The 25997-nt window shown below is 32.1% G+C and carries 29 protein-coding genes and 1 riboswitch; of the genes, 3 read left to right on the top strand and 26 right to left on the bottom strand.

Going from position 1 to position 25997, the window contains the following annotated elements; translation table 11 throughout:
- Window positions 1-121: 121 nt before the first annotated feature.
- The 17 genes from J5E45_RS01615 to J5E45_RS01535 form a co-directional block, all read right to left on the bottom strand.
- Window positions 122-1414, bottom strand: a complete 1293-nt coding sequence (locus tag J5E45_RS01615) for a dihydrolipoamide acetyltransferase family protein (protein ID WP_039068381.1) — start codon at window positions 1412-1414, stop codon at window positions 122-124.
- A gap of 12 nt (window positions 1415-1426) precedes the next feature.
- Window positions 1427-2410 carry an alpha-ketoacid dehydrogenase subunit beta gene (locus J5E45_RS01610; protein WP_039068382.1) on the bottom strand — a complete coding sequence of 328 codons (984 nt, stop codon included), beginning with the start codon at window positions 2408-2410 and terminating at the stop codon, window positions 1427-1429.
- Window positions 2403-3401 carry a thiamine pyrophosphate-dependent dehydrogenase E1 component subunit alpha gene (locus J5E45_RS01605; RefSeq protein WP_069792139.1) on the bottom strand — a complete coding sequence of 333 codons (999 nt, stop codon included), beginning with the start codon at window positions 3399-3401 and terminating at the stop codon, window positions 2403-2405. The genes J5E45_RS01610 and J5E45_RS01605 overlap by 8 nt, the downstream gene beginning before the upstream one ends.
- Window positions 3402-3417: 16 nt before the next feature.
- The gene (gene lpdA / locus J5E45_RS01600; RefSeq protein ID WP_208181497.1) at window positions 3418-4839 is read right to left on the bottom strand and encodes a dihydrolipoyl dehydrogenase; all 1422 of its coding nucleotides are present in this window, start codon (window positions 4837-4839) and stop codon (window positions 3418-3420) included.
- A 10-nt stretch (window positions 4840-4849) separates the two neighbouring features.
- Window positions 4850-5911: a butyrate kinase gene (buk, locus tag J5E45_RS01595; RefSeq protein WP_208181496.1), complete on the bottom strand. Its 1062-nt coding sequence runs from the start codon at window positions 5909-5911 to the stop codon at window positions 4850-4852.
- Window positions 5912-6224: 313 nt separating this feature from the next.
- Window positions 6225-7121, bottom strand: a complete 897-nt coding sequence (locus tag J5E45_RS01590) for a phosphate acyltransferase (RefSeq protein WP_039068386.1) — start codon at window positions 7119-7121, stop codon at window positions 6225-6227.
- Window positions 7122-7197: 76 nt separating this feature from the next.
- Window positions 7198-8874, bottom strand: coding sequence for a DNA repair protein RecN (recN, locus tag J5E45_RS01585; protein ID WP_039068387.1), 1677 nt, complete (start codon window positions 8872-8874; stop codon window positions 7198-7200).
- A gap of 22 nt (window positions 8875-8896) precedes the next feature.
- On the bottom strand, window positions 8897-9349 hold the full coding sequence (ahrC, locus tag J5E45_RS01580) for a transcriptional regulator AhrC/ArgR (protein WP_017724556.1): 453 nt from the start codon (window positions 9347-9349) through the stop codon (window positions 8897-8899).
- Between the two features lie 381 nt (window positions 9350-9730).
- Window positions 9731-10615 carry a polyprenyl synthetase family protein gene (locus tag J5E45_RS01575; RefSeq protein WP_039068388.1) on the bottom strand — a complete coding sequence of 295 codons (885 nt, stop codon included), beginning with the start codon at window positions 10613-10615 and terminating at the stop codon, window positions 9731-9733.
- Window positions 10608-10853 (bottom strand): exodeoxyribonuclease VII small subunit, encoded by a 246-nt coding sequence (locus J5E45_RS01570; protein ID WP_208181619.1) that lies wholly within the window; start codon window positions 10851-10853, stop codon window positions 10608-10610. Before J5E45_RS01570 ends, J5E45_RS01575 begins: the two co-directional genes overlap by 8 nt.
- Window positions 10843-12183, bottom strand: a complete 1341-nt coding sequence (gene xseA / locus J5E45_RS01565; protein ID WP_208181495.1) for an exodeoxyribonuclease VII large subunit — start codon at window positions 12181-12183, stop codon at window positions 10843-10845. Before xseA ends, J5E45_RS01570 begins: the two co-directional genes overlap by 11 nt.
- Window positions 12184-12197: 14 nt before the next feature.
- Window positions 12198-12584 (bottom strand): transcription antitermination factor NusB, encoded by a 387-nt coding sequence (gene nusB, locus J5E45_RS01560; protein WP_017724560.1) that lies wholly within the window; start codon window positions 12582-12584, stop codon window positions 12198-12200.
- 131 nt (window positions 12585-12715) lie between these two features.
- Window positions 12716-13078, bottom strand: coding sequence for an Asp23/Gls24 family envelope stress response protein (locus J5E45_RS01555; RefSeq protein ID WP_069792146.1), 363 nt, complete (start codon window positions 13076-13078; stop codon window positions 12716-12718).
- Window positions 13079-13090: 12 nt separating this feature from the next.
- Window positions 13091-14449 carry an acetyl-CoA carboxylase biotin carboxylase subunit gene (accC, locus tag J5E45_RS01550; RefSeq protein WP_101093760.1) on the bottom strand — a complete coding sequence of 453 codons (1359 nt, stop codon included), beginning with the start codon at window positions 14447-14449 and terminating at the stop codon, window positions 13091-13093.
- Window positions 14449-14940, bottom strand: coding sequence for an acetyl-CoA carboxylase biotin carboxyl carrier protein (accB, locus tag J5E45_RS01545; RefSeq protein WP_039068393.1), 492 nt, complete (start codon window positions 14938-14940; stop codon window positions 14449-14451). The genes accC and accB overlap by 1 nt, the downstream gene beginning before the upstream one ends.
- Window positions 14941-15483: 543 nt before the next feature.
- Entirely contained in the window at window positions 15484-16041 is a 558-nt protein-coding gene (gene efp, locus J5E45_RS01540) for an elongation factor P (RefSeq protein WP_017724564.1), read from the bottom strand.
- 28 nt (window positions 16042-16069) lie between these two features.
- Window positions 16070-17128 (bottom strand): M24 family metallopeptidase, encoded by a 1059-nt coding sequence (locus J5E45_RS01535; protein ID WP_208181494.1) that lies wholly within the window; start codon window positions 17126-17128, stop codon window positions 16070-16072.
- A gap of 103 nt (window positions 17129-17231) precedes the next feature.
- On the opposite strand from J5E45_RS01535, the gene J5E45_RS01530 reads away from it, so the two are divergent.
- Window positions 17232-17819, top strand: coding sequence for a hypothetical protein (locus J5E45_RS01530; protein ID WP_039068395.1), 588 nt, complete (start codon window positions 17232-17234; stop codon window positions 17817-17819).
- A gap of 22 nt (window positions 17820-17841) precedes the next feature.
- Window positions 17842-18063 carry an SA1362 family protein gene (locus J5E45_RS01525; protein ID WP_039068396.1) on the top strand — a complete coding sequence of 74 codons (222 nt, stop codon included), beginning with the start codon at window positions 17842-17844 and terminating at the stop codon, window positions 18061-18063.
- A gap of 154 nt (window positions 18064-18217) precedes the next feature.
- Here the strand turns inward: J5E45_RS01525 and J5E45_RS01520 are convergent, their stop codons facing one another.
- Window positions 18218-19048, bottom strand: a complete 831-nt coding sequence (locus J5E45_RS01520) for a lipoate--protein ligase family protein (protein ID WP_069792148.1) — start codon at window positions 19046-19048, stop codon at window positions 18218-18220.
- Window positions 19049-19220: 172 nt separating this feature from the next.
- On the opposite strand from J5E45_RS01520, the gene J5E45_RS01515 reads away from it, so the two are divergent.
- The gene (locus J5E45_RS01515) at window positions 19221-19607 is read left to right on the top strand and encodes a rhodanese-like domain-containing protein (RefSeq protein WP_039068398.1); all 387 of its coding nucleotides are present in this window, start codon (window positions 19221-19223) and stop codon (window positions 19605-19607) included.
- 146 nt (window positions 19608-19753) lie between these two features.
- Here the strand turns inward: J5E45_RS01515 and gcvPB are convergent, their stop codons facing one another.
- The 8 genes from gcvPB to comGC form a co-directional block, all read right to left on the bottom strand.
- On the bottom strand, window positions 19754-21232 hold the full coding sequence (gene gcvPB, locus J5E45_RS01510) for an aminomethyl-transferring glycine dehydrogenase subunit GcvPB (RefSeq protein WP_069792149.1): 1479 nt from the start codon (window positions 21230-21232) through the stop codon (window positions 19754-19756).
- Window positions 21219-22571, bottom strand: a complete 1353-nt coding sequence (gene gcvPA / locus J5E45_RS01505) for an aminomethyl-transferring glycine dehydrogenase subunit GcvPA (protein ID WP_208181493.1) — start codon at window positions 22569-22571, stop codon at window positions 21219-21221. The genes gcvPB and gcvPA overlap by 14 nt, the downstream gene beginning before the upstream one ends.
- A 17-nt stretch (window positions 22572-22588) precedes the next feature.
- Window positions 22589-23680, bottom strand: a complete 1092-nt coding sequence (gcvT, locus tag J5E45_RS01500; RefSeq protein ID WP_107549069.1) for a glycine cleavage system aminomethyltransferase GcvT — start codon at window positions 23678-23680, stop codon at window positions 22589-22591.
- Window positions 23681-23761: 81 nt separating this feature from the next.
- A riboswitch (glycine riboswitch) is annotated at window positions 23762-23868 on the bottom strand.
- Window positions 23865-24365 carry a shikimate kinase gene (locus J5E45_RS01495; RefSeq protein WP_069792249.1) on the bottom strand — a complete coding sequence of 167 codons (501 nt, stop codon included), beginning with the start codon at window positions 24363-24365 and terminating at the stop codon, window positions 23865-23867. It overlaps the preceding riboswitch by 4 nt.
- Window positions 24366-24544: 179 nt before the next feature.
- Window positions 24545-24988: a competence type IV pilus minor pilin ComGF gene (comGF, locus tag J5E45_RS01490; RefSeq protein WP_039068403.1), complete on the bottom strand. Its 444-nt coding sequence runs from the start codon at window positions 24986-24988 to the stop codon at window positions 24545-24547.
- Entirely contained in the window at window positions 24960-25259 is a 300-nt protein-coding gene (locus tag J5E45_RS01485) for a hypothetical protein (protein ID WP_069792151.1), read from the bottom strand. The genes comGF and J5E45_RS01485 overlap by 29 nt, the downstream gene beginning before the upstream one ends.
- Window positions 25246-25689 (bottom strand): competence type IV pilus minor pilin ComGD, encoded by a 444-nt coding sequence (gene comGD, locus J5E45_RS01480; protein WP_256093161.1) that lies wholly within the window; start codon window positions 25687-25689, stop codon window positions 25246-25248. Before comGD ends, J5E45_RS01485 begins: the two co-directional genes overlap by 14 nt.
- Window positions 25670-25987, bottom strand: a complete 318-nt coding sequence (comGC, locus tag J5E45_RS01475) for a competence type IV pilus major pilin ComGC (RefSeq protein ID WP_208181491.1) — start codon at window positions 25985-25987, stop codon at window positions 25670-25672. Before comGC ends, comGD begins: the two co-directional genes overlap by 20 nt.
- Window positions 25988-25997: the final 10 nt, after the last annotated feature.

Here is a 25997-nt window from a genome sequence, read left to right as displayed (position 1 = left end):
ACTTTAATTGTTCAAAAGATTTTTTAAAAAATTGATAAGAAATCACTATAATATTTTAGGCTGAGACATATACTTTGTGTCTCAGCCTAAAATATTATCAACTTTATTAAGTTGTATGTTATTAGTAGATACTTGTATGTTCTATTGAATATTGTTCAATACGTGTTTTTACGAAGTTCATAAATCTACCTGCTTGCAAGCCATCTAAAATGCGGTGATCGATTGAAATACATAAGTTAACCATGTTTCTTATGGCAATCATATCATCAATAACTACCGGTTTTTTAATCACAGATTCAATCTGTAGTATTGCTGCTTGAGGATGATTAATTATACCCATAGAAGATACTGAGCCAAACGTACCTGTATTATTTACAGTAAATGTACCACCTTGCATATCTTCTGAACGTAGTTTTTTGTTACGTGCTTTTTGAGCTAATTCGTTAATTTCTCTAGCAATACCTTTAATTGACTTTTCATCAGCATTTTTAATCACAGGCACGTATAATTTATCTTCGTCTGCGACTGCTATAGAGATGTTAACATCTTTATGCATAACTATCTCAGAATCTTGCCAACTACTATTTAATAAGGGATATGCTTTTAACCCTTCAGCAACTGCTTTAACGAAAAACGCAAAGAACGTAAGGTTATAGCCTTCACTTTCTTTAAAGCTATGCTTATGATAATTACGTGTTTTAACTAAGTTAGTTGCATCTGCTTCTACCATCATCCAAGCATGAGGTATTTCGTTAACACTATTTACCATATTTTGAGCTATCTGTTTACGTACTCCATTAACTGGAATTGATGAACCTGGTGATGGATCATTATACGCTGATTGTTGCGATACTTTAGGAGAATCTTTTGGCGCTACAATCGTAGAAGGTGATTTGTTTGTTCCTTCTTTAATAACTTTTTCTATATCTTTTTTTGTTACACGCCCTTCAAAACCTGTGCCTACAACTTGATCTAAGTCAATTTGGTTTTCAGACGCTAATTTGAAGACTACTGGTGAATAACGGCCGTTATTTTTTGGTCCATCTATATGAGATTTAGCAGTAGTTGAAGCTGAATCATTTTGGATATTGTTACTACTTGTTTGTTTGTTGGTTAAATCTTCTTTAATGTCTTCAGATTGATTCTCAGTTGTTTGATCTTGTTCGAATTCATTTTGCTCGTTACCAGTATCTAATAGACAAATAATCTCATCTACCGCTACTGTATCGCCTTCATCAACTTTGATTTCGGTTATTGTACCTGCGTATGATGAAGGCACCTCTGCAGTTACTTTATCAGTAATCACTTCACATAAAGGATCATATTCCTCAACTTTATCTCCTACTGAAACAAGCCATTGTTCTATAGTACCTTCATGAACACTTTCACCGAGTTTAGGCATTTTTATTTCCATGATTGTGCCTCCTTAGAATTCTGCGAGTTCACGCATTTTGATTTTTATTTTATCTGGATTAATCATAAACTCGTCTTCGAGTGTTGGCGCAAATGGCATTGCTGGAACATCAGGACCAGCGAGTCTCATTATTGGGGCATCTAAGTCGAACAGACAGTTTTCTGCTATTATAGCAGCTACTTCAGAAATAACACTACCTTCTAAATTATCTTCTGTTACTAATAAAACTTTACCTGTTAATTTTGCTCTTTCAATAATCGTTTGTTTATCTAAAGGATAAACTGTACGTAAATCCACAACTTCTACATTGATACCATCTTCTGATAACATATCAGCTGCTTGGATACAGTAATTCACACAGAGACCATAGGTAAACACAGTAATATCATCGCCTTCACGTTTAACATCTGCTTTACCAATTGGAACTGTATAATATGATTCAGGAACTTCTTCTTTAAGTAAACGATAAGCTTTTTTATGCTCGAAATATAGTACTGGGTCATTTGACTCAATTGAAGCTAATAATAACCCTTTCGCGTCATATGGTGTAGATGGGATAACAATTGTGAGCCCTGGTGTGTTAGCAAATATAGATTCTACACTTTGCGAGTGATAAAGCGCACCGTGAATACCGCCGCCAAATGGAGAACGAATCGTAATAGGGCAATGAAAATCATTATTTGAACGATATCTCATTTTTGCAGCTTCACTCATAATTTGATTTGTCGCAGGTAAAATATACTCGGCAAATTGTATTTCTGCAACAGGACGTTTGCCTAACATAGCTGCACCAATACTTGTTCCTACGATATTTGACTCTGCTAACGGCGTATCTAAAACACGTGCTTCACCATATTTTTGTTGTAAACCTAAAGTGACACCAAATACGCCACCTTTTTTTCCGACGTCTTCTCCTAATACAAATACATCGTTATCCTTTTCCATAGCTTGGTCGAGCCCTTGTTGGATTGCTTCTAAGTAACTTAATTTAGGCATTGTCTAAACTCCCTTCTTCATAGACATGTGTATATGTTTCTTCTGGCGACGGATAAGGTGCTTTTTCGGCTTCTTTAGTTGCTTGGTTTACAATTTCTTTATGTTCACTATCAACTTTTTCTAACCATTGTTCGTTTATAATGCCTTCCTCAAGAAGAAATGTTTTAAATTTAAGATTACAGTCTAATGATTTTAATTCTTCACGCTCTTCTTTAGTACGATATTTATCATCATCATCTGAAGAATGGGCTGTCATTCTTGTACACATGGCTTCAATTAATGTAGAACCACCACCATTTAATGCTCGTTCTCTAGCTTCTTTCATGACTTTATACATCGCAATTGGGTCGTTGCCATCTACATGTTCACCGTGCATACCATAACCAATAGCGCGATCAGATAATTTTTCAGCACCATATTGTAGAGAATCTGGTACAGAAATAGCATATTTATTATTTTCAATAACACATACAAACGGTAATTTGTGTACGCCTGCAAAGTTTAAGCCTTCATGGAAATCACCTTGGTTTGAACTACCTTCACCCACTGTAGCCATAGCAATATTTGGTTTATTATCCATTTTCAAAGCTAATGCTGCTCCAACACCATGTACAATTTGTGTGCCAACTGGCGAACTTTGGGATAGAATACCTTTTTCACGTTTACTAAAATGTGACGGCATTTGCTTTCCACCTGAACTTATATCATCACGTTTACCAAATGCTGCTAACATCGAGTCTAAAGCTGTCATCCCCATATAGGTAACAAACGCTAAATCTCTATAGTAAGGTGAAGAAATATCACCTTCTTGCATAGCATATGCCATACCTATTTGAGTTGCTTCTTGTCCTTGACAACTAATAACAAATGGTATTTTACCTGCACGGTTTAATAGCCACATACGTTCATCTATTTTACGCCCTAAATCCATCCATTTATACATTGCTTTTAAATCAGACTCTTCTAGTCCAACTGATTTATAATCAAACATCTTATTTCCTCCTAAATTAAACGTGAATCGATCTATTTTCAACCTTTAAGCCTAACTCCATCAATACTTCAGATAATGATGGATGTGCATGTGTTGTTAACCCAAGTTCTAAAGTTGAACCATTCATAAATTGGAATAGTGATATTTCGTTAATTAATTCTGTAACATGGAGTCCTATCATATTAAGACCTAATACAGTATCTTGTTCTTGATCGATGATAACTTCACAAAAGCCACTTTGGTTAGAGGTGTTTTCAATAACTGCTTTACCTATAGCTTTGAAAGGTACTTTAATTGATTTTGCTTTAATATTCTCTGATTTGGCTTGGTCTATATTTAATCCAATACTTGCTACTTCAGGTTGAGTATAAACGCATTTTGGCATTTTATTATAATCAATTGGAAGTGGTGATTGATCAAACATATGTTCAATTGCTATGACGCCTTCTTTAGAGCCGACATGGGCCAATTGTAATTTACCGATACAATCGCCTGCTGCATAGATATGTTTATCATCAGTTTGTTGATATTCATTAACACTAATATGCTTTTTATCTGTTAATTTAATCTTTGTATTATTTAATCCAATATCTTCAGTATTAGGCAGCCTACCAATAGAAATTAATGTTTTTTCAAATTGTACTGCTTCACCATTTAATGTGATAATAATGCGATCTTCGTCTACTGTTATATCTGATTCGGATAGTTGTATATTTTCATAAAATGTCACGCCTCTATCCGTTAATTCTTTTCTTAAAGTTTTGGCAACTATTTTACTTTCAGTCGGTAAAATGCGCGGACCTGCCTCAATTACAGTTACATCGACACCAAAATCTGTCATCAAAGAAGCAAATTCTAAACCGATAACTCCGCCACCAATAATAGCTAGATTATTTGGTAATTGTTCTAATTGCAAGATATCATCGCTAGAAAGGACAACTTTATGATCAAACGGTAGAAAAGATAAAGACATAGGTTGTGATCCTGTAGTTATGAGGACATTATTATTGGGTATTAATTCAGATTCACCATCCTCGTATTCTACAGAAATCGTGCCACTTTGTGGCGAGAATATAGAAGGTCCTAATATCCTACCTGTACCATTAAATACATCGATACTGTTATGTTCCATTAAATGGTTAACGCCGCTAAACATTTGGTTTACTACTTCATTTTTTCGTTCTTGAATACGCGCAAAATTCAATTTGAACCCTTCAACATCCACGCCATAATCAGTTGCGTTTGTGATTGTACGCATAACTTCTGCAGATTTTAATAATGCTTTTGTCGGAATGCATCCTTTATGTAAACAAGTGCCACCAAGTAATGATTTTTCTACAAGTGCCACTTTCTTTCCTAATTGTGAAGCTCTTATCGCAGATACATAACCCGCAGTACCTCCACCAAGAATGACTAAATCATATTTTTCTTCTGACATATTAATACTCCTAACTATAAGCTTTAACCTTTTCTTTTCCGTCTAGTACGTTTGATGTACGTAACGCCAATGTATCCATTTCTTTTTCGCCTGGATATATTGTTACAGGTGCAATCCAATCAACGAATGATATTATTTTTTGAACTAATAATTTACTGTAACTTAAACCACCCGTTAAAATAATTTGATCTACCTGTCCGCGGAAAATAATTGACCGAGCTCCAATAGCATTAGAAATTTGATATGCTAACGCATCAAATGCTAATTTAACTTCGGAGTTTGAATCATATTTATCCGATAATAATTTTAAATCATTTGTTTTGAACATACTAATGAAACCACCTTTTTTACTTAAAAAGTGATTCATCTCTTGTGGTGTGAAATTATGTTTATATCCAAATGCGTAGAGTTGATCATTGGGTATTGAACCGGCACGTTCTGGACTAAAAGGACCTTCACCTAACAACCCTTCATTTACATCTACTACATGCCCATTTTTATGTGCGCCAATGGTTATACCTCCACCCATATGTGCAACGATAACATTTACATCTTCATACGTTTTATGAATCGATGATGCATATAATCTAGCAACAGCTTTTTGATTTAATGCATGAAATATACTACGTCGTTCAACATTTTTTAAGCCTGTAACTTTTGCAATATCTATTAACTCATCAACAACGACGGGATCTATCGTAAATGCAGGGATGTTCAGCTCTTTTCCTAATTCATAACCAATCATACCACTCAAATTAGATGCGTGTACACCATATTTAAATGCCTTAAGATTGTTATACATTTCGTTATTTATATGATAAACGCCACCTTGCAATGGTTTTAGTAATCCACCTCTACATGCAATTGCATCAAAACTTTTTAATGTGTAATCTGATGTGTGATTTAAAGAAGATATAATTTCCTTGAGCCTTGCTGGTTTTTGTTCTATTAATGATGCAGATGTAAGCTGTATATCATGTCGAATTGTTTCATGCCACATACACTTATGCGCTTCATATACCGCAACTTTTGATGATGTACTACCTAAATTTAAAACTAGAATTCGAGCCATTGCAGCACCTTCTTTTGGAAAATAAGAAACCTCTTAGACATTAGACCTAAATACTTAAAATCAATTACGTTAGATAGTTGGATATTGAGTGCCTCAAACTAATTTATTGTATTTATAAATTATATTATCTACTTATATATTACATCAACTTCTTACATTATAAAATTAATAACCTATTTTTGAAGTTGAATTAGGAATTGAAAATGAAAGAAAATTTGCTGATTTAATTTTTTCAAATATCTGTTTCGAGATAATTGCTACCTATGATTCTTAACTAGTTTGAGTCACCTAGTTAATTCTTGTAATCAATATATTAGTTTAATATTTTTAATGCTAGTATTAATGAGTCAAGTTTATTTTGTTTCGTATCTGCTCTCGAAGTCAACACAATCGGGAACTTTGCTCCTAGGACTAAACTGGCTACACGTGCTCCTGCAAAATAAGTAAAGGATTTGTATAGTGCGTTACCAACATCTATATGTGATACCAATAAAGCATCTACATCGCCTGCAACTTGTGACTTGATATTTTTCTTAATAACACTTTCCATACTAATTGCGTTATCAAAAGCAAATGGACCATCTACATATAAATACTCAGGTGTTGCTCTGCTATAAATATTCTTGAGCTTTTCAGCATCAGTAGATGATAAGATTTTTTTGGTAGGTTTTTCAACAGAAGAAAGAATACCAACTTTAAACTGGTCATAACCAAGCGCTTTAGAAAAATGAGCTAAATTATTAATTATTTGTTTCTTTTCTTCTACCGAAGGATTAATGTTTAATGCTACATCACTTAACATTAATGTTTTATGATAATTTGGCACGTTAAAACATGCAACATGGTTTAAAAATCCATGCTGAGCAATAAAGCTTTTATTACTAAGAACAAAGGATAATAATGTTGATGACATTAAATTACCTTTGACTAATACTGATACTTTACCAGTAGACAAATCATCAGCACATTGTTTAAAAAGTTCATTGTCATTGCTAAAAGTAAGAATATGAATTCGATTGAGTAATTGTGCATCCATATCGAATGAACGGATTATCTCTGTAGCATCTTGTGTGTCATATAAATATACATCAATTTTTGTTAAAACAAGTGCTTTCATGACAACAGATAACATTTTTTCATCATTTGCATATAAAATCGCAACATTACCTTTTAAATTATATGAAGAATCAATTAAATGTTGATATTGCATAAAATCAACACCTTTCTCATTTTATGAAGTAATTATATTCGATATTACTATAAATAATTAATTAAAATGTACGCCGTTAGGCATGTTGATTTTGATCTATCATTTCTTTAGCATTTTGACGTGTGATATCTGTTACACTAGCACCTGAAATCATTCTCGCTATTTCGTCTATACGTTCTGAACCTGAAAGCTCCTGAACATGTGTAGTAGTTCGGTCATCTACTGAATCTTTACTGATAAATAGATGATGATCGCTCATTGATGCTACTTGTGGCAAATGAGAAATACAAATTACTTGAATATGTTTGGCTAATCCTTTCATTTTTTCAGCCATTTTTTGTGCTGCTTGACCTGAAACCCCAGAATCTACCTCATCGAATAATATTGCCGTTTGTCCTCGTGTTTTAACAAAAATAGTTTTAAGCGCAAGCATAATACGCGATAGCTCCCCACCAGATGCAATTTTATTTAAACTTTTAAGAGGTTCACCCTTATTAGGACTGATTAAAAACTCTACAAATTCAATGCCTTCTCTATTAGGAACATCTAAAGGTTTAAATGAAATTTCTAAATTAGCATCCTTCATTTGTAAATTTTGAATTTCATCCACGATGTGATCGCGAAGTGTTTGAGCCACAACACGACGTTTTTGGGATAATTCTGAACCTAATTTAATTACATTTTCATATAATTTTTCAATTTCTTGTCTTAACTGAGAAGTACTTTCTTCATAGTTTTCGATTTTATTAATTTCATTCGCTAATTTGTCTTGATATTTAATTAATTCACTAATATCTTTACCATATTTTCTTTTCAAATCATTCAAGACGTTCATTCTAGCCTCAAGTTCATTTAAATAGTGTTCATCAAATTCAGTATTAGTCAATTCATCATACAATTGATGTTTAGCATCTTCTAAAGTGTAGTAAAATTGATCGACTTCTTCTTTAAGTTCATCATATTTTTCAGGTAAAATATCGCTTATTGATTGTAATTGATTACTCAATTCATATAGACGGTCTGTAATCGCATGCTCATCAGTTAAAGTTAGATGCGCATTATTTAAAGCTAAACTTAGGTTTTCTGAGTTTTGTATACGTTTAATGTCTGATTCAAGTTGTGTAACTTCACCGTCAACCAAGTTTGCTTCTTGGATTTCTTCGAACTGAAATTTAAGTAAATCGAGACGTTGTAATAAAGCTTGATCGGCAGATTCTAACTCTTCAAGCTCTTTCTTTTTAGCTTTATATTGATCATAAGTGTCAACGTATTGTTCAAGTAGGCTTTTGTATTGATTTTCAGCATAGTTATCGAGTAATTGTAGATGATATTTTTGTTTTAATAAAGTTTGTGTTTCATGTTGACCATGAATATCTAACAATTCTTGCATAATTTTACGTAAATCTTGCAAAGTGACGATTTGATTGTTAACTCTACAAATACTTTTACCAGTGCTGAAAATTTCTCTTTTAACTAATAGAAAATCTTCATCTATGTCGATATCCAAAGCTTCAAGTATTGAAATGGCTTCTTTACTTTCGTCAATATCAAATATGCCTTCAATAATAGCTTTCTTTTCACCATGCCTTACATAATTTGATGACGCGCGCATACCAATCAGTTGTCCAATGGCGTCGATAATAATTGATTTACCTGCGCCAGTTTCACCACTTAATACTGTTAAGCCATCGCCAAAATGAACTTCTAGTTCATCAATGATTGCAAATTGTTTGATAGATAAAGTCTGTAGCATCCTTCTAAACACTTCCTTACACTTATAATAAATTAAAGATGCGCGTTTTGATTTTTTCGCTTGCTAACTCATCTCTACAGATAATTAAACAAGTATCATCACCACAAATAGTACCTAAAACTTCCTCCCAATCAATTTGATCTAAGATTGCACCGATTGATTGAGCGTTTCCCGGCAATGTTTTTAAAACTAATAGGTTACCTGTGCCATCTATATTTACAAAAGAATCCATTAAATAACGGCCCAGTTTTTCTAGAGGATGATATTTTCTATCATTTGGCAAACTATAAACATACTGTCCTGTTGGTGTGGGGACTTTTATCAATTGTAATTCTTTAATGTCTCTGGAAACTGTAGCTTGAGTGACATTTAATTCGTACTCATTTAATCGTTTTACTAATTCATCTTGTGTTTCGATTTTTTCGTTTGAAATTATTTCTCTAATTTTAATATGTCTTACTGATTTTTTAGCCATATATAGCACCTCTATAAACGAATATTTATACATTTATTTTAACACATGCATATAAATACTACTACTAAAGATAGTTGAAATATTACTTAAATGAAAACGATAAATCTGCATGTCAAAGGTGAAGTAACGGCGTTAAATATATTTAAATAACTGTTGTATGACAATGATAATTATAAAAGTAATGAATAATTATTGAATAGTATGTGATAAACTAATAATTAAAAATTACCCTTGTTTTCTAAATTCAGTTTAAACTCTCACCAAACGAAGTTTATATTAACTTTCTTTTTATAGTGAATATTAACCGTAATTAAAAAGAGGACGGAATGGAAATCAAAATTTGAAAGATGATTTCGTATCCTCGCCCTCTACAAGAATCCATTAAGATTCACGATTATTAAATAATTCAATAATATATGTTAAATTTTCGATATTGTACTTATCTGGTAATTGTTTTAGACAATCATAAGCTTCTTGGGTATGATATGTCATTTTTTCCTCGGCTCCTTGTTGCCCCAATAATGATACATATGTACTCTTATCGTTATCAATATCACTACCAACTGCTTTACCTAACTTCGCTTCATCGCCATATACGTCTAATAAATCATCTTTAATTTGGAACATTAATCCTAAGTGTTCACTAAATGATTCTAATGCATCAGCAACATTTGATTCAGGCTTTGCAATATCTACTGCGGCCATCACTGCAAATTTGAGCAACGCCCCTGTTTTGGCGTTATGAATTTGTTCAAGTGTATCAATATTTACTTTGACGCCCTCACCCTCGCTTTGCATATCTAGAGTTTGGCCGCCTACCATACCTAAATGTCCACTAGCAAAAGCTAAACGTTTAAGTAATTTGACTTTAGAAGTATCATCGACTGATTCATCATTCACAATAATATCAAATGCTTTGGTTAAGAGTGCATCACCAGCTAATATTGCTTTCCACTCACCAAATACTTTGTGATTTGTAAGTTTACCTCTGCGATAATCATCGTTATCCATTGGTGGTAAATCGTCGTGTATTAAAGAATAAGTATGAATCATTTCTAAGCCAAGTGCTGAAGAAAGTCCAGCTCTATAATCATTGGATAGCATATCCAATGTTAAAAGCAATAACACTGGTCTAATACGCTTTCCACCAGCTTCTAATGAGTAACGCATACTTTCTTCTAAATTTGTATTTAAATCTGAATTCGGAATCGCTTCGGATAATAGTTGGTTAACTTCCTTTGTTAAGTTTTCCATTTTTTTATTCATTTTCATTATCTTCCTTCACGACATCATCATTATTAACAGTTTGCTCATCTGCCATTAATTCATTGACTTTCTTTTCGGCGTCTTTTAATGTTTCATCGCAAGTTGCTGATAATTTCATGCCACGTTGATACAAGTTTAGAGATTCTTCTAATGATACATTTTCATTATCAAGCTTTTGTACGATATTTTCTAACTCTTTCATCATTTCCTCAAAACTTTGTGTATTACTATTGCTCATCATTACACCATACTTTCTTAACTTGAGCATCAACAACGCCATCTTTCATTGTTAATACTATGTTGTCATTTTCAGCTAAATCACTAGTGCTTGTAATAACGTTATTATCCTTGTTAACAATTGTATAACCACGTAACATGGTATTTGTAGGACTCAAATTATTAAGACTTTCTAATTTTCTAGCTAAATTATTTTTTTGGTTGTGAATAAAATTATTCATAACTTTATTTAAATCATCTCGCTTTTGAGCGTTTGTTAATTGTTCTCTATTTATATTTTGTTTAAAACCTTTAAGATTAAACTTATTCAATAATAGTTGTAATTGCTGTTGATGATTTTTAATTGCTAAATTCATCGATAAATTAAGTTGTTTTTCTAAATCATCTCGTTTTTGAATTTGTTGATCATACAACAATGTTGGCGTTTGAAATTTGTAATAAGATGATACATGTTCTAAATGTTTTCTTTGTTGTTGTAAATGCTGTTTTATAAAACGTGTAAGTGATAAATTTATTTGTTGTAAGTATTGACGTAATTCATATTGATCTGGTGTAGCCATAACTGCTGCTTGTGTTGGCGTAGCTGCACGAATATCTGCAACAAAATCACTGAGTGTAAAATCGGTTTCATGGCCAACTGCGGAAATGATAGGCGTAGTACATGCGTATATTGCTTTAACAACATCCTCTTCATTAAAGTTCCATAAGTCTTCAATAGAACCTCCGCCGCGCCCAATAATTATTGTGTCGACACCTATTTCATCAGCCTGTTGTATATTATTAATAATATCATTTTTCGCTTGTTCACCTTGTACAAGGGTACTGATCTGTATTTGTTCTGCTAAAGGGTATCTACTGTTGATTGTAGTATGAATATCTCTAATTGCTGCACCTGTGCCTGCTGTTAATACTGCAATCTTCTTAGGAAACTTAGGTATGGGTTTTTTGTTATTTTGATCAAAATAACCCTCTTTAGTAAGTTTTTTCTTTAGTTGTTCTAATCTTTGGTATAGGTTACCAACGCCATCTAAATGCATTTTATTGACATAAATTTGATAATTCCCACGGCGTTCGTATACTGACACGCGCGCTTCTAAAAGCACTTCGTCACCTTCTTTAGGTTCAAAATCAATTTTCGAGGCACTTCCTTTAAACATCATTGCACTAATAACACTATTGTTATCTTTGACGTTGAAATAGAGATGACCACTACTATGCTTTTTAAAATTAGACAATTCTCCTTTAATTAAAACGGATTGTAAGTGTGGGTCTTGATCAAATTTATACTTAATATATTTAGTAAGTGTTGATACACTCAAATATTCTGTCATGTTATATCACTCTTTTATTCAATATTGCTCAATACACCATTTATAAATTTATAATGATCATCATCACTGAATTGTTTTGCTAATTCCACAGCTTCGTTGATGATTACTTTTTGTGGCGTTGAACTATTTAACAATTCATAAGTGGACATTCTTAAAATAATGCGGTCAGATTTTAGTAATCTATCTAAAGTCCAATCTTTTAAATGCGGTTGGATTTTTTCATCTAAGACTGATTCATGATCTTTTACACCCGTTACTAGCCAGTTGATAAAATCAAATTCTAAATCAGGATTATCATCTTTAATAAAACTAATTGCTTCATCAATAGTTAATTCATTATTTTTCATTTCAAGTTGAAATAGAGTTTGAAAAGCTTGTGTTCTCGATTCTTTACGACTCATTATAAACTCCCTTAAGCATAGTGTTATTTGTAAATCATTTGTGAATAGAAAAATAGGACGCATTTCAAAATAAACGGTTATTTCAGATTTTCACAAAATGTATTTATAAAGTAAATTTGCTTTATTTAATTTTAATTTATTGGTTCGATATGCGTGATATGGATATTAATTTGGCTAGGTTCAATTGTGGTCATTGTTGTTAATGAATTATATATAGCCTGTTGTATTTTTTTAGCTGTTTCTGAGATATTAATTCCATAGGACAAAGTGCAATATACATCTATATAAATGCCATCTTCTCTTGTATCTACTTTTATACCTCTACTTAATTGTTTCTTGCTTATATTTTCAATACTTGTATGTTTTAACTCTTTAAAATGACCTTGAATACCTTTGATTTCAGATGTTGCTATACTTGCTATAACTGTTAAAACTTCGGGCGCAATCTCAATTTTCCCTAAATTGGAATGTGTGGACTCTGATACTTTGACCATTTCACTTACCCCCTAATTAGATTCATCATCCATAATATTATATGTTTCTAAGAAATTAGTATTAAATTCTCCACTTCTAAAGATATCATTGTTTAATAGTCGAACGTGGAATGGTATCGTTGTGTCTATCCCCAATACAAGGTATTCGCCTAGTGCGCGTAAACCTGTCATGATTGCTTCGTCTCTAGTTGGTTCGTGAACAATAAGTTTTGCAACCATAGAGTCATAGTATGGAGGAATTGTATAATTAGTATAACATGCAGATTCAATTCTTACGCCAAATCCACCTGGAGCCAAATATTGAGTGATTTGACCTGGCGAAGGCATAAAGTTTTTATATGGATTTTCAGCATTAATTCTGAATTCCATTGCATGTCCTTCAATTTTAATATCTTTCTGTTTAAATGGTAATTTTTCGCCCATTGCAATTTTCAATTGTAGTTTAACTAAGTCTACACCTGTAACCATTTCGGTAACTGGATGTTCAACTTGAATTCTTGTATTCATTTCCATAAAATAAAATTCATTAGAGTCTAAGTCATATATAAATTCAATAGTACCTGCGTTTTCATAATTAACTGCTTTTGCAGCTCTTACTGCAGCGTTACCCATTTCTTGTCTTTTTTCTTCAGTTAATATTGGAGATGGTGCTTCTTCAACAAGTTTTTGCATCCTACGTTGAATTGTACAATCACGTTCACCTAAATGAACAACGTTGCCATAGCTATCTCCCATAATTTGTATTTCTATATGTCTGAAATTCTCAATGAATTTTTCTAAGTATAAACCGCTGTTACCAAAAGCAGTTTCCGCTTCTTGTTGCGTCATTTTAAAGCCAGTTTCTAATTCTTTCTCATCACGAGCAACTCTAATACCCTTGCCACCACCACCGGCAGTAGCTTTGATGATAACTGGATAGCCTATTTGATTTGCAATTTTTTTCGCGTCTTCAATATTTAAAACAAGCCCCTCACTGCCAGGAACAACTGGTACTGCAGCACGTTTCATTTCTTCTTTAGCTACGTCTTTGATTCCCATTTTTTGAATAGAATCAAAGCTTGGTCCAATGAATTTAAGTTGACATGCATCGCATAATTCAGCAAAATCGCCATTTTCTGCTAAAAAACCATATCCAGGATGAATGCCGTCACAGCCTGTAGATGTTGCAATGGATAAAATGTTTGGGATATTTAAATAAGAATCTTTAGATTGGGTTGGGCCGACGCAGTATGCTTCATCAGCAATTTGAGTATGTAAGGCGTCTTTATCTCCTTCAGAATATATAGCCACAGTTTGTAAACCTAAATCATGACATGCACGAATAATTCTTACTGCAATTTCCCCTCGATTTGCTATTAAAATTTTATTCATTATTTTACCTTAAATAACGGTTGGCCATACTCTACCATTTGACCGTCTTCTACTAAGATTTCAGCAATTTCACCGCTGACTTCGGCTTGTATTTCATTGAATAATTTCATAGCTTCTAATATACATACTGTTGAATCATTTGTTACAGAATCTCCAACTTGCACGTAAGCACTTTCTTCTGGAGACGGTGATTTGTAAAACGTACCAACCATTGGGGCATTAATAGTTTGTAAGTTATCTTCTACTGCATTAGTGTTTGCGTTATTATTTGTGCTTGTTTCATCAGCGCCTTGTGTTCCTGCAGGAGTTGATGCCACGCCTTGTTGTGGTGTTATTTGTTGCATCGGTTGTTGTGAAATTTGAGGTGTTATAATTTCAGTTTCTTTTTCTTTTTTTAAATTTAAAATATTACCTTTGTCCTCAATATTAATTTCAGTCAAGCTAGATTGGTCAAGAATTTCTATTAATTCTTTAATTTCTTTAAAATTCATAAATACTGACTCCTTCAGATTGTTTTCATTTACCTAGTTTATTTTACTTTAGTGATATGTTCAATTCAAGCATATACATACTTTCTATAATAAACTGATTAACTTTTATCGTGTACTATATGCCTATAAGTTTGCAAAAACCTTAAATTTATAAATAAGATGTGTTGTCTTTGATTAATCAATAAAGAAATGAAATCTTTATATTAAATAAAAATATTGTAACTTAGCCTTTCTTATTCATATGTAACTTACACTATAAATACATTGTTATTAATGATACTTTAGGCTTGATAATAGTTCAACACACTTCATTTGATTTATCGCGCACTTGAACGCACTAAATCATACTCAAATTGAACATTAAATATAAAGTTAAGTATTTATAATTTAACAGTTTAATTATAGAAATTATAGTATTCATAAACATTATATTATCTAATATAACCTTTTATATTTATAATAACCATAAAAAACCTTTCCAATATATTGGAAAGGTTTTTACTCATTACTTTAAGTACATGTCATTTTTAAATAATAAAAATATTAGGCTCTAGAAATGTAACTGCCGTCACCAGTATTAATTACAAGTGTGTCACCTTCATTAACAAATAAAGGGACATTTAATGTATATCCTGTTTCTACTGTAGCAGATTTAGTGGCACCATTTGCTGTGTCGCCTTTAATACCTGGTTCAGTTTCTGTTACTACAAGTTCAACTGTTTTTGGTAATTCAACGCCAAGTGTTTCATTACCGTAAGTTTGAATTTGGACTTCCATATTTGCTTTTAAGAAATTTAATTCGTGTTGTAAATAATCTCCTTGTAGCTCTGTTTGATCAAATGTTTGATTATCCATGAAAACATGCGTATCTCCATCGGCATATAGATATTGCATACGACGATTCTCAATCATAGCAGTTTCTACTTTTTCGCCACCTCTGAATGTTTTCTCTTGAATCGAACCAGTTCTTAAATTACGTAGCTTAGAACGTACAAACGCAGAACCTTTTCCTGGTTTAACATGTTGGAAATCTAAAACTTTCCAAATGCCATTATCTACTGATATTGTTAAGCCTGTTTTAAAATCATTAACCGAAATCATTCAGTTTCCTCCTCAATTATAAGGTCTTCTATAAAATAATAAGGTTTTTGGGAGATTTAGTAAAGCGTTCACAGCCATTTTCTTTAATTAAAATGTCATCTTCAATACGAACGCCACCTAATCCATCTAAATATATACCAGGTTCAATTGTAACACAATTATTTATATCTAATGGCGTATCTGATTTCCTAGAAAGGTTAGGACCTTCGTGAACGTCTAATCCAATACCATGACCAAGCGAATGTCCAAACGCCTCACCATAACCTTTTTCGGTTATATAATCTCTAGCGATAGCATCTAATGCTTTACCAGTTATACCTTTTTTAGCGGCGTCAATGCCTTTTTGGTTTGCCTCTAACACAATATTATATATTTCTTTGAGTTTTGGATCAGGCTCACCTATCGCAAATGTACGAGTGATGTCTGATGAATACCCTTTGTAATATGCACCGAAATCTAATGTAATTAATTCTCCTGAATTTATAACTTTATCACTAGCAACACCATGAGGTAGCGCACCACGTTCACCAGAAGCTACAATTGTTTCAAATGAAGTTCCTTCAGCACCTAGTTCTAACATTTTACTTTCTAATTTTGCTTTTAGTTGCTGTTCAGTCATACCAGCTTTTGCCACAGTTAAAATATATTCATATGCTTCATCAACTATATCTGCTGCTTTTTGGATCAACTCAATTTCTGATTCATCTTTAACTTCACGTATTTTTTCTATCATACCTGAAATACTAATTAAACTAATGTATGATTTACTCAATTGAAGATATGTATCGTAGCTGACTAAGTTGCCTTCAAATCCAACATTTTGTACGTCTAACTTTTCAAGCTGCTTTTTGACTTCATCAATTAAGCTTCCTTCTTGTTTGATGATTTTAAATTCTGGGGCTTGAGCAGTCGCTTGTTCAATGTACCTAAAATCAGTAAGCAATAAGTTGTTATCTTTCGTAATAATTAACGCGCCACTTGTACTAGTAAAACCGGATAAATAACGTCTGTTAAAGTCAGAAAGTACGACTACCGCTTCTAAATGTTTTGATTTAATAGCGCTATTTAATTTTTCAATTCTTGTCATTTGTCATCCTCCTATACAATAAGTTTGTACATTTTCTTTTTATACATTAAAATGATAGCATAATTATTGTATAAATTTATAGTTTTTGAATTAGGAGAGAGTTATGAAGAAAAAAATAGTGGCTATTTTATGTGCTTCATGTATACTTGCTGGTTGCGGAAGTCAAAATCTTGGTCCTTTAGAAGAAAAGACGACCAAACTTCGCGATGAAAATCATAAGTTAAAGGGAAACATTCAAGAATTAAAACAAGAAATTAGCAAAGAGCAAAATAAAATTGTAGCGCTAGAGAAAGATAAAAAGGATATTGGTAAAGCGAAAAGCAATAAAAAGAAAGCAGCTAATTTAAAAGCATCTTCTACATATTATCAAGATATCGCTAAAGTAATTGATCAATATAATGATATTAAAAGTGATGTATCAAAAAATAAAGGTGATAAAAAAGTACAAGATAAACTTGTAGATATTAAAAACAAGATGAATAGCGCATTTACGACATATAAAAGCGATGTCGATAAAGAAAAGATGGATAGTGAAGATAAAACCAAAAATAAAAATATAACTAAATTGGACAAAGACTTAAATTCAGCGTTTAGTGATATTAAAGATGGTTACGACGCCAAAGATAAGAAAAAGATTCAAAAAGGACAAAAATCTTTATCAACTATCAGTATTAAAGATAATCAAAGTTAACAATCACATAGGAGTGTTTTAGTTGAAACAAGCAATATTTTACATCGTTATCGCAATTGCAATCGTAGGATTAGTACTCAATCTTGATGCTTTTATCTTCAGTTTTGTAAGAATGGTCATTAGCTTAGCCATTTTTGGTGGTATTATATACGCAATCTACTATTTCTTCTTCTTAACTGAAGATCAGCGTAAATACAAACGTGCTCAACGTAAGTATAAAAGACAAAATAAAAAGAAAAAATAACAATCGTTTTGGAAATACGGTTTTACAAATGAACCCCGAAAAGTTTCTTTTAAATAGATACCTTTTCGGGGTTCATTTTACAATTTAGATATTTTAAAAAATATTTTGTAAACCTATATTACTTTAATTTATTGAATGAACAACGTATACCAAACTATTTACGGTAATTCCACTCGTCAGATTTATATTTATCAATTAACTCATTTATTTCATTTTGTTGTTTTTCATTAAGTACTAATGGTTTAAAGTCAATATTCAATCCTTTTTTAAAGCCTATTTCAAATGCTACTTCCATCTCTTCTATAGTAATATGACGATTTGAAATATCGTTAATTGCCACAGCTTTTTCTACAAATGCTTGCTTCATTTTATCTTTAAGCCGATCATTTTTAAATACAAACATATCAAACAAGTCATCTATGTCTACATCTTGTAACAAGGAACCGTGTTGTAAGATAACTCCTTTTTGGCGAACTTGTGCACTTCCAGCAATTTTACGCCCTTCTACGACTAATTCATACCAGCTAGGCGCATCAAAACAAACTGCGCTTCTTGGTTGCTTTAAATTCGCTCTTTCTTCTTTTGATTTTGGAATAGCAAAAGAAGCATCAAAGCCTAAATGTTTAAAACCTTCTAGCAATCCTTCTGAAATAACTCTATATGCATTAGTTACTGTTGAAGGCATCTCAGGATGTGATTCTGGGACTATAACACTATATGTAAGCTCTTTGTCATGTAACACCCCTCTACCGCCTGTTTGACGGCGTACAAGGCCATAACCTTTAGCGTTCACTTTTTCAATATCTATTTCTTTAGTTAGCCTTTGAAAATAACCAACTGATAAAGTCGCAGGGTCCCATGTATAAAATCTAATTACTGGATCTATCTCTCCTCTAGATACAAAATTAAGTAAAGCTTCATCCATTGCCATATTATAATATGGGTCTTTGCTACCAGTATTTATAAAATTCCATGTTTCTGTCACTTTCAAAACTCCTATCGCTAAATTAAATTGTGATAACAGCAATTTTGTGTTATCGTTTTCAATAATTGTCCAAGTTTGTCAGCAATAACTATTTATCGTAAGAAAAATATTTTGATAAATTGTGCTAACAGTCTTATAATATATAATATCGGTTAATTAGGGAGGATGCAAGATGAGTAACTTTTGGTTTATAGCGTTAGCAGTTTTAATAATTATCATCGCTTACATGCTAATCAATTATCTTCTAAATAAAAGAGCAGTCACAGAATTAAACCAAAATGAGTTCCATGATGGTTTGCGCAAAGCTCAAGTTATTGATGTAAGAGAAAAAGTGGATTATGATTACGGACACATCAATGGTGCACGTAATATTCCAATTACAATGTTTAAACAAAGATTCCAAGGTTTACGAACAGATCAACCTATCTATCTTTGTGATGCGAATGGCATTGCCAGTTATCGAGCAGCCAGAACTTTAAAGAAAAACGGCTACACGGATATCTACATGTTAAAAGGTGGATATAAAAAATGGACTGGTAAAATTAAATCTAAAAAATAACTTTATAGCTTTTAAATAATAAGCGGGTTAACATTTGATGTTGACTACGCTTTTTATTTTGCACAAAAAATCGAACTGGTTTTATACCAGTCCGATTTTTACATTTATATAGATTTAATATACTATCATTGGTTAGTGTAAACTGACTATTCTTTTTCTGAACGCAGGTTTTCAAACTTTAACACTGGAGTTCTTGCTGCTTTTGTTTCATCTAATCTATCAATAATAGTTGTATGCGGTGCTTCTAATACAACGTCTGGGTTCTCTTTAGCCTCATTTGCGATTTGGATCATTGTATCGCAGAAGTGATCTAAAGTTTCTTTTGACTCAGTTTCTGTTGGCTCAATCATCATACCTTCTTCAACATTAAGTGGGAAATAGATTGTCGGTGGGTGTACACCAAAATCTAATAGACGTTTAGCCATATCTAATGTACGAACACCATGTTCTTTTTGTTTAGAGCCGCTTAACACAAATTCATGCTTACAATATTGGCTGTAAGGTATTTCAAAATGCTCTTTCAACCTTGCTTTAATATAATTCGCGTTTAATACGGCAGCTTCAGAAACTTCTTCAAGGCCTTTATTTCCCATACTACGAATGTAAGTATATGCTCTTAAATAAATCCCAAAGTTACCATAGAAAGGCTTAACACGGCCAATAGAATTTTCTATATCATTGTCATATTTATAAATATCATTTTCTTTAACAACCATTGGTTTTGGTAAGAAGCTCGCAAGTTCTTTTTTAACACCTACTGGTCCAGAACCTGGTCCACCACCACCATGTGGTCCTGTAAACGTTTTGTGTAAGTTTAAATGCACTGCGTCAAATCCCATGTCGCCTGGTCTAACTTTATCCATAATGGCATTTAAATTTGCACCATCATAATATAATAATCCGCCAGCTTCATGAACAATATTACGAATATCCATAATATTTTTTTCAAAAATACCTAAAGTATTAGGGTTTGTTAACATAATAGCTGCTGTTTTATCATTAACTAAACGTTTTAAGTCATCAATATCTACTTCGCCGCGTTCATTTGATTTAACAGTTACAGACTTGAAACCTGCGAATGCAGCTGAAGCTGGGTTAGTTCCGTGTGCAGAGTCAGGAACAATAACTTCATCACGATGACCTTCTCCATTCTTTTGATGATATGCTTTGAAAATCATTAGAGCAGTCCATTCACCATGTGCGCCAGCAGCAGGTTGTAACGTTACTTCATCCATACCTGTTATTTCTTTCAACTCTTCTTGTAAACTATGAATAATCTCCAAAGAGCCTTGAACTTGTGATTCATCTTGTAATGGATGTGATTCTGCAAATCCCGGGATTCTAGCAATTTTTTCATTTATTTTTGGATTATATTTCATAGTACACGAACCTAATGGATAAAACCCTGAATCTACACCAAAGTTTTTATTTGAAAGCTCTGTGTAATGTCTCACTAAATCTAATTCAGCAACTTCTGGTAGTTCAGCTTTATTTTTTCTAATGAATTTATCATCTAATAAATTTTCAACAGCACCATTATCTATTTCTTTTTTAGGTAATGAATACGCATAACGGCCTTTTTTAGAACGTTCAAATATTAATGGACTCGATTTACTTACTACCATTTAGTTCACCTGCTTTCTTAACAAATGTGTCAATTTCATCTTTTGTTCTCAATTCTGTTACAGCAATCAACATATGATTTTCAAATGATTCTGTTACGTCACTTAAATCGAAACCTCCAATGATTCCTTCTTGTATAAGTGCATCATTGATATCTTTAACTGGTTTATCAAATTTTACTACGAATTCGTTAAACGAAGTTCCATTTGACACTTCTAAACCTGCTTGTCTAAATTGTTCTTTTGCATAGTTTGCGTTTTCAAAGTTTTGTACTGAGATATCATAAATACCTTCTTTTCCTAAAGCAGACATACAAATTGAGGAAGCTAATGCATTCAATGCTTGATTTGAGCAAATATTTGAAGTGGCTTTATCACGACGTATATGTTGCTCACGTGCTTGTAATGTTAAAACAAAGCCACGATGTCCATCTGCATCTTCTGTTTGTCCTACTAAACGACCAGGTGTTTTACGCATTAATTTTTTAGTTGTAGCAAAGAAACCACAATGAGGGCCACCAAATTGTGCAGGTATACCAAACGGTTGTGTATCACCTACTACAATATCAGCACCAAAACTACCTGGAGGCGTTAGTAACCCTAAAGCTAGAGGATTGGTATAAACGATAAACAAGGCTTTTTTACCCTCTATAAATGATTGGATTTTTTCTAAATCTTCAATCGAACCATAGAAGTTAGGATATTGCACAGCTACTGCTGCTGTGTCGTCATCTATAGCTGCTTCTAATTTTTCTAAATCTGTAATAGTGCCATCTAAGTCTACCTCTACGACTTCAAACTCTTCTCGTGTTTTTACATATGTGTTTAAAACTTGTAATGCTTGATAATGTAATCCTTTAGAAACTACGATTTTGTTTTTACGCGTTTGATTAAAAGCTAAAATACATGCTTCAGCAAAACTTGTAATGCCGTCATACATAGATGAGTTTGCAATGTCCATTTCGGTTAATTCACATATTAATGTTTGAAATTCAAAAATTGCTTGTAATTCACCTTGTGAAATCTCTGGCTGATACGGCGTATATGCAGTATAAAATTCTGAACGAGAAATCATCGCATCTACTACTGCTGGTGCGTAATGATCGTATACACCTGCACCTAAAAATGAAGTGTGTGTTTCTTTAGTGATATTTTTACTTGCAACTCTACTTAAACGCTTTGTCAATGAAGTCTCAGCCTCAGCGTCTGGGATAGCTAATTCTCTGTTTAATAATATATCATTAGGCACATCACCAAATAATTGTGCAATTGAACCTGCACCAATGGTTTCTAACATTTCTTTCTTATCTTGCTCTGTTAATGGAATATAACGATGACTCACAGTAACACCCCTTTGTATTATTTACTTATTTGATTTTTCTTAACAATTTTTGCTTTTACTTGTCTCTTTCTTACTTGAACTAACACTTCTTTCCCCATTTCAAAAGCATCACGATTAATTAAAGCTAAACCGATTGATTTACCAGTTAAAGGTGATTGGGTACCCGAAGTAACCACTCCAATTTGATTACCATCTAAATCCAATACTTCATAGCCAGTTCTAGGAATACCTTTTTCAATCATTTCTAAACCGACTGTTCTACGTTTTGAACCGTGTTCTTTCTGCTCTTTAAGAACACTTTTACCAATGAAGTCTGCTTCAATTAATGGTTTGGCTGCAAATGCGATTCCGGCTTCATATGGTGTGATATCTTCACTTAAATCTTGCCCATGTAGAGGTAATCCAGCTTCCAACCTTAATGTATCTCTAGCTCCTAAACCACATGGCACAACCTTATGTTCTAATAGTTTATTCCATAAATAAGGGGCATCATCAGCATCGCAGTAAATTTCAAAACCATCTTCACCAGTATATCCTGATTGTGATAAAATTACGTTTTTACCGTAAAATGCTACATTTTGTTTAAATTCGAAAGGTTTCATTGAAGATACATCTACATCAACATGTTGTTGAACTAAGTCACGTGCATTTGGACCTTGAATTGCTAATTGACCATAATCATTCGAAACATTAATTACCTCTGCATCGAATTTTTCGGCATTCTCTTTCATCCAAGCAAAGTCTTTATCTGTATTACCAGCATTTACTACTAATAAGTATAGATTTTCATCTAATTTATATGTGATCAAATCATCAATAATACCGCCATTTTCGTTGCATAGTGCAGTATATTGAGCTTTATCAGTAGTCAAATTTTCAGTATCGTTAGAAAGGAGATATTGTACTAGCTTTGCAGCATCACTACCTTTTATCAGAATTTCACCCATATGACTTACATCAAACAAACCGATTTCTGTTCTAACAGCATTATGTTCTTCTTTAATACTTGAAAATTGGACTGGCATAGCCCATCCACCAAATTCTACGATTTTAGCACCGCTGTTTACAAAAGTTTGATAAAGCGGTGTTTTTTTCAGTTCATTAGACATGAAGAAACCTCCTATTATTTAAGTAAATATATTAAAAAAACAGGGTAGACTAAGCTACCCTGTTTAAATTCTCCAGGAATGCGTCACAGTATTATCCTTTTGCCTGAGAGTTTCGTTAAACTTGCACCTTCGGCGACGGACTAAAGTTATAACTATTATAACTAACCATTCTCTCCAATACTGATCATTCGCAAACTACCTCTTCCATAATCTCACATTGCAATGAGTGAAGAGATTTACTGCTATTTAATTTTATGAATGCGATTTCATTATATCTTGAAACCCTTGAAGAATACAAGTTTTTTAATTCAAAAAGAGATTTATTGTTTGCATTAGGTCTATTGCTGTCATTTTTGATTCTATTATAAACAATGTTCAAGTCACAATCTAACCATATTACTCTTCTTTGTAGTTTTAAAAAGTCGAATGTTTGATCACCTTCAATAATTCCACCACCAGTCGAAATAATATTATAGTGGTTTATACATTCTTTTAGATACTTATATTCCAATTCTCTAAAACCTGCTTCACCTATTTGTTTAAAAATATTTGGTATAGACTGATTTTCTTGTTGCACTATGTACGCATCTAAGTCAATGTAGGATAGTTGATTATGTTTTGAAAGATATTTACCTAAAGTTGTCTTACCAGTTCCCATAAATCCAATTAATATCAACGGTTCCATTTTAATGTTATTCAAAAATATCTTCCTTCTTCATAAATAAATTAATTTGATTTTCATAATATTTCTCTATGTTATCTAAAGTTTTTAATTGTATCCCAATCTGAAATACATAAATTGTAATTAAAGATAAATATAGCATAAATATTACCAGCACAAAAGGATAGATGTATGCATTATTGTTAAATATATAATTGTCTTTCATAGAAATTCCCTTTTTCAATTATCTGTAGATTAATTTTTAAAGTTTTAAAATTGATTACTTTAAATTCAGCAGATTTAACGTTGTTTAATAAAGTTATATTTCCTTTACCGTTAATACTTTTTATAATCTTATCATTTTTTAATTCATATATCATATCTTTATTATTATTTTTTATGACTACTGTATTTTTTCGTATGTCATTTACTATAATTTGAGAATCTTTTTTTAATAAATCACGCGTTAAATCAGCAGCAAAAAATTCTAAATCTAGGTTTATTTGATTTGTAAAATGTGATTCGATAAAGTGCGTCGTTTTAAATATTGAAGGCAGTATTGTAAATATCAATATAGTAATTAATAGTGCGAACAAAACTTCAATATACGTAAATGCTTTAATCTTTTTTACCATAGCATTTTTCATATTTCGTTCCTTTTTTTATTATACAAAGTTTTTGATTAGCCAGCTTTAAATGATAAGAATTTAAATCTATTCCTTTTTTTAAAGCTGATCTGTCATAATGATATAGTGAGTTTAATATAACCCTCTTCATCTCCATATCAGTTATTTTGTTTTGGACTTCTTTAGAAAGTTGTAACATCATGGGAATAAACAACATGCATATCAAAATTATTGTTGAAAAAGACAATAACGCATCTATAAATAATGAACCGTAGAAATTATACTTTCTCATATCTCAAGCGTCCTTTTTCTATGTGAAATATAATTTTATATAAAGATTTATCGAAACTCAGATATAACGAACCAAATTTGTTTACCTCTCCGTTTTTATCAAAGTTAATATAGTTTAAATTTGTACGCGGATGTATATACGTATGGGGAGGTAAATCAATAGTAGAATTTTTCATAGTTTGTTCTTTTACGCGGATTTGAGTAGAAAAGTCATTAAATAACAATGTTATAGACTGTTGATCTTTGATTGCTTTAGACTTTAAATAATTAAATTGCATAATTAAATTATTTACTTTTAAATTAGCTGAACTCAACTCATTTTTGTCAAAAGTTACTCGCTGCGTTTGTAAAAATATAAGTATACTTATAATACTTAAAACAAATAACATTTCAACATAAGTAAATCCCTTACTAACTAGCAACTGCTTCACCATTGTCAATTGATATTAAAGTGCCTGATTTACATTGCTTTTGATTCTCTTTAATATAACCTTCATTAACGAGTTCTTCCATAGTAGATGGCTTCTTATTAAACTTTAAGCTATAGGCTTCAATTTGACTATCTATCATTTTAAGCTGTGCTTCACAACTCTTAGTCTGTATATGCGAGGATTGTTTAGCTATATTAGGTATAATTAATATTAATAATAAACTTATTATTAGCAAAACCAGTAACATTTCAATAAGCGTGAATGCTTTTTTATTAAATTTGTTTTTAAAAATATTCATATATCGTTAA

Source organism: Staphylococcus shinii (assembly GCF_017583065.1).
Taxonomy (GTDB): Bacteria; Bacillota; Bacilli; order Staphylococcales; family Staphylococcaceae; genus Staphylococcus; species Staphylococcus shinii.
The sequence above is the reverse complement of the archived record's forward strand: the minus strand, read 5'-3'. Positions and strand labels throughout refer to the sequence as shown.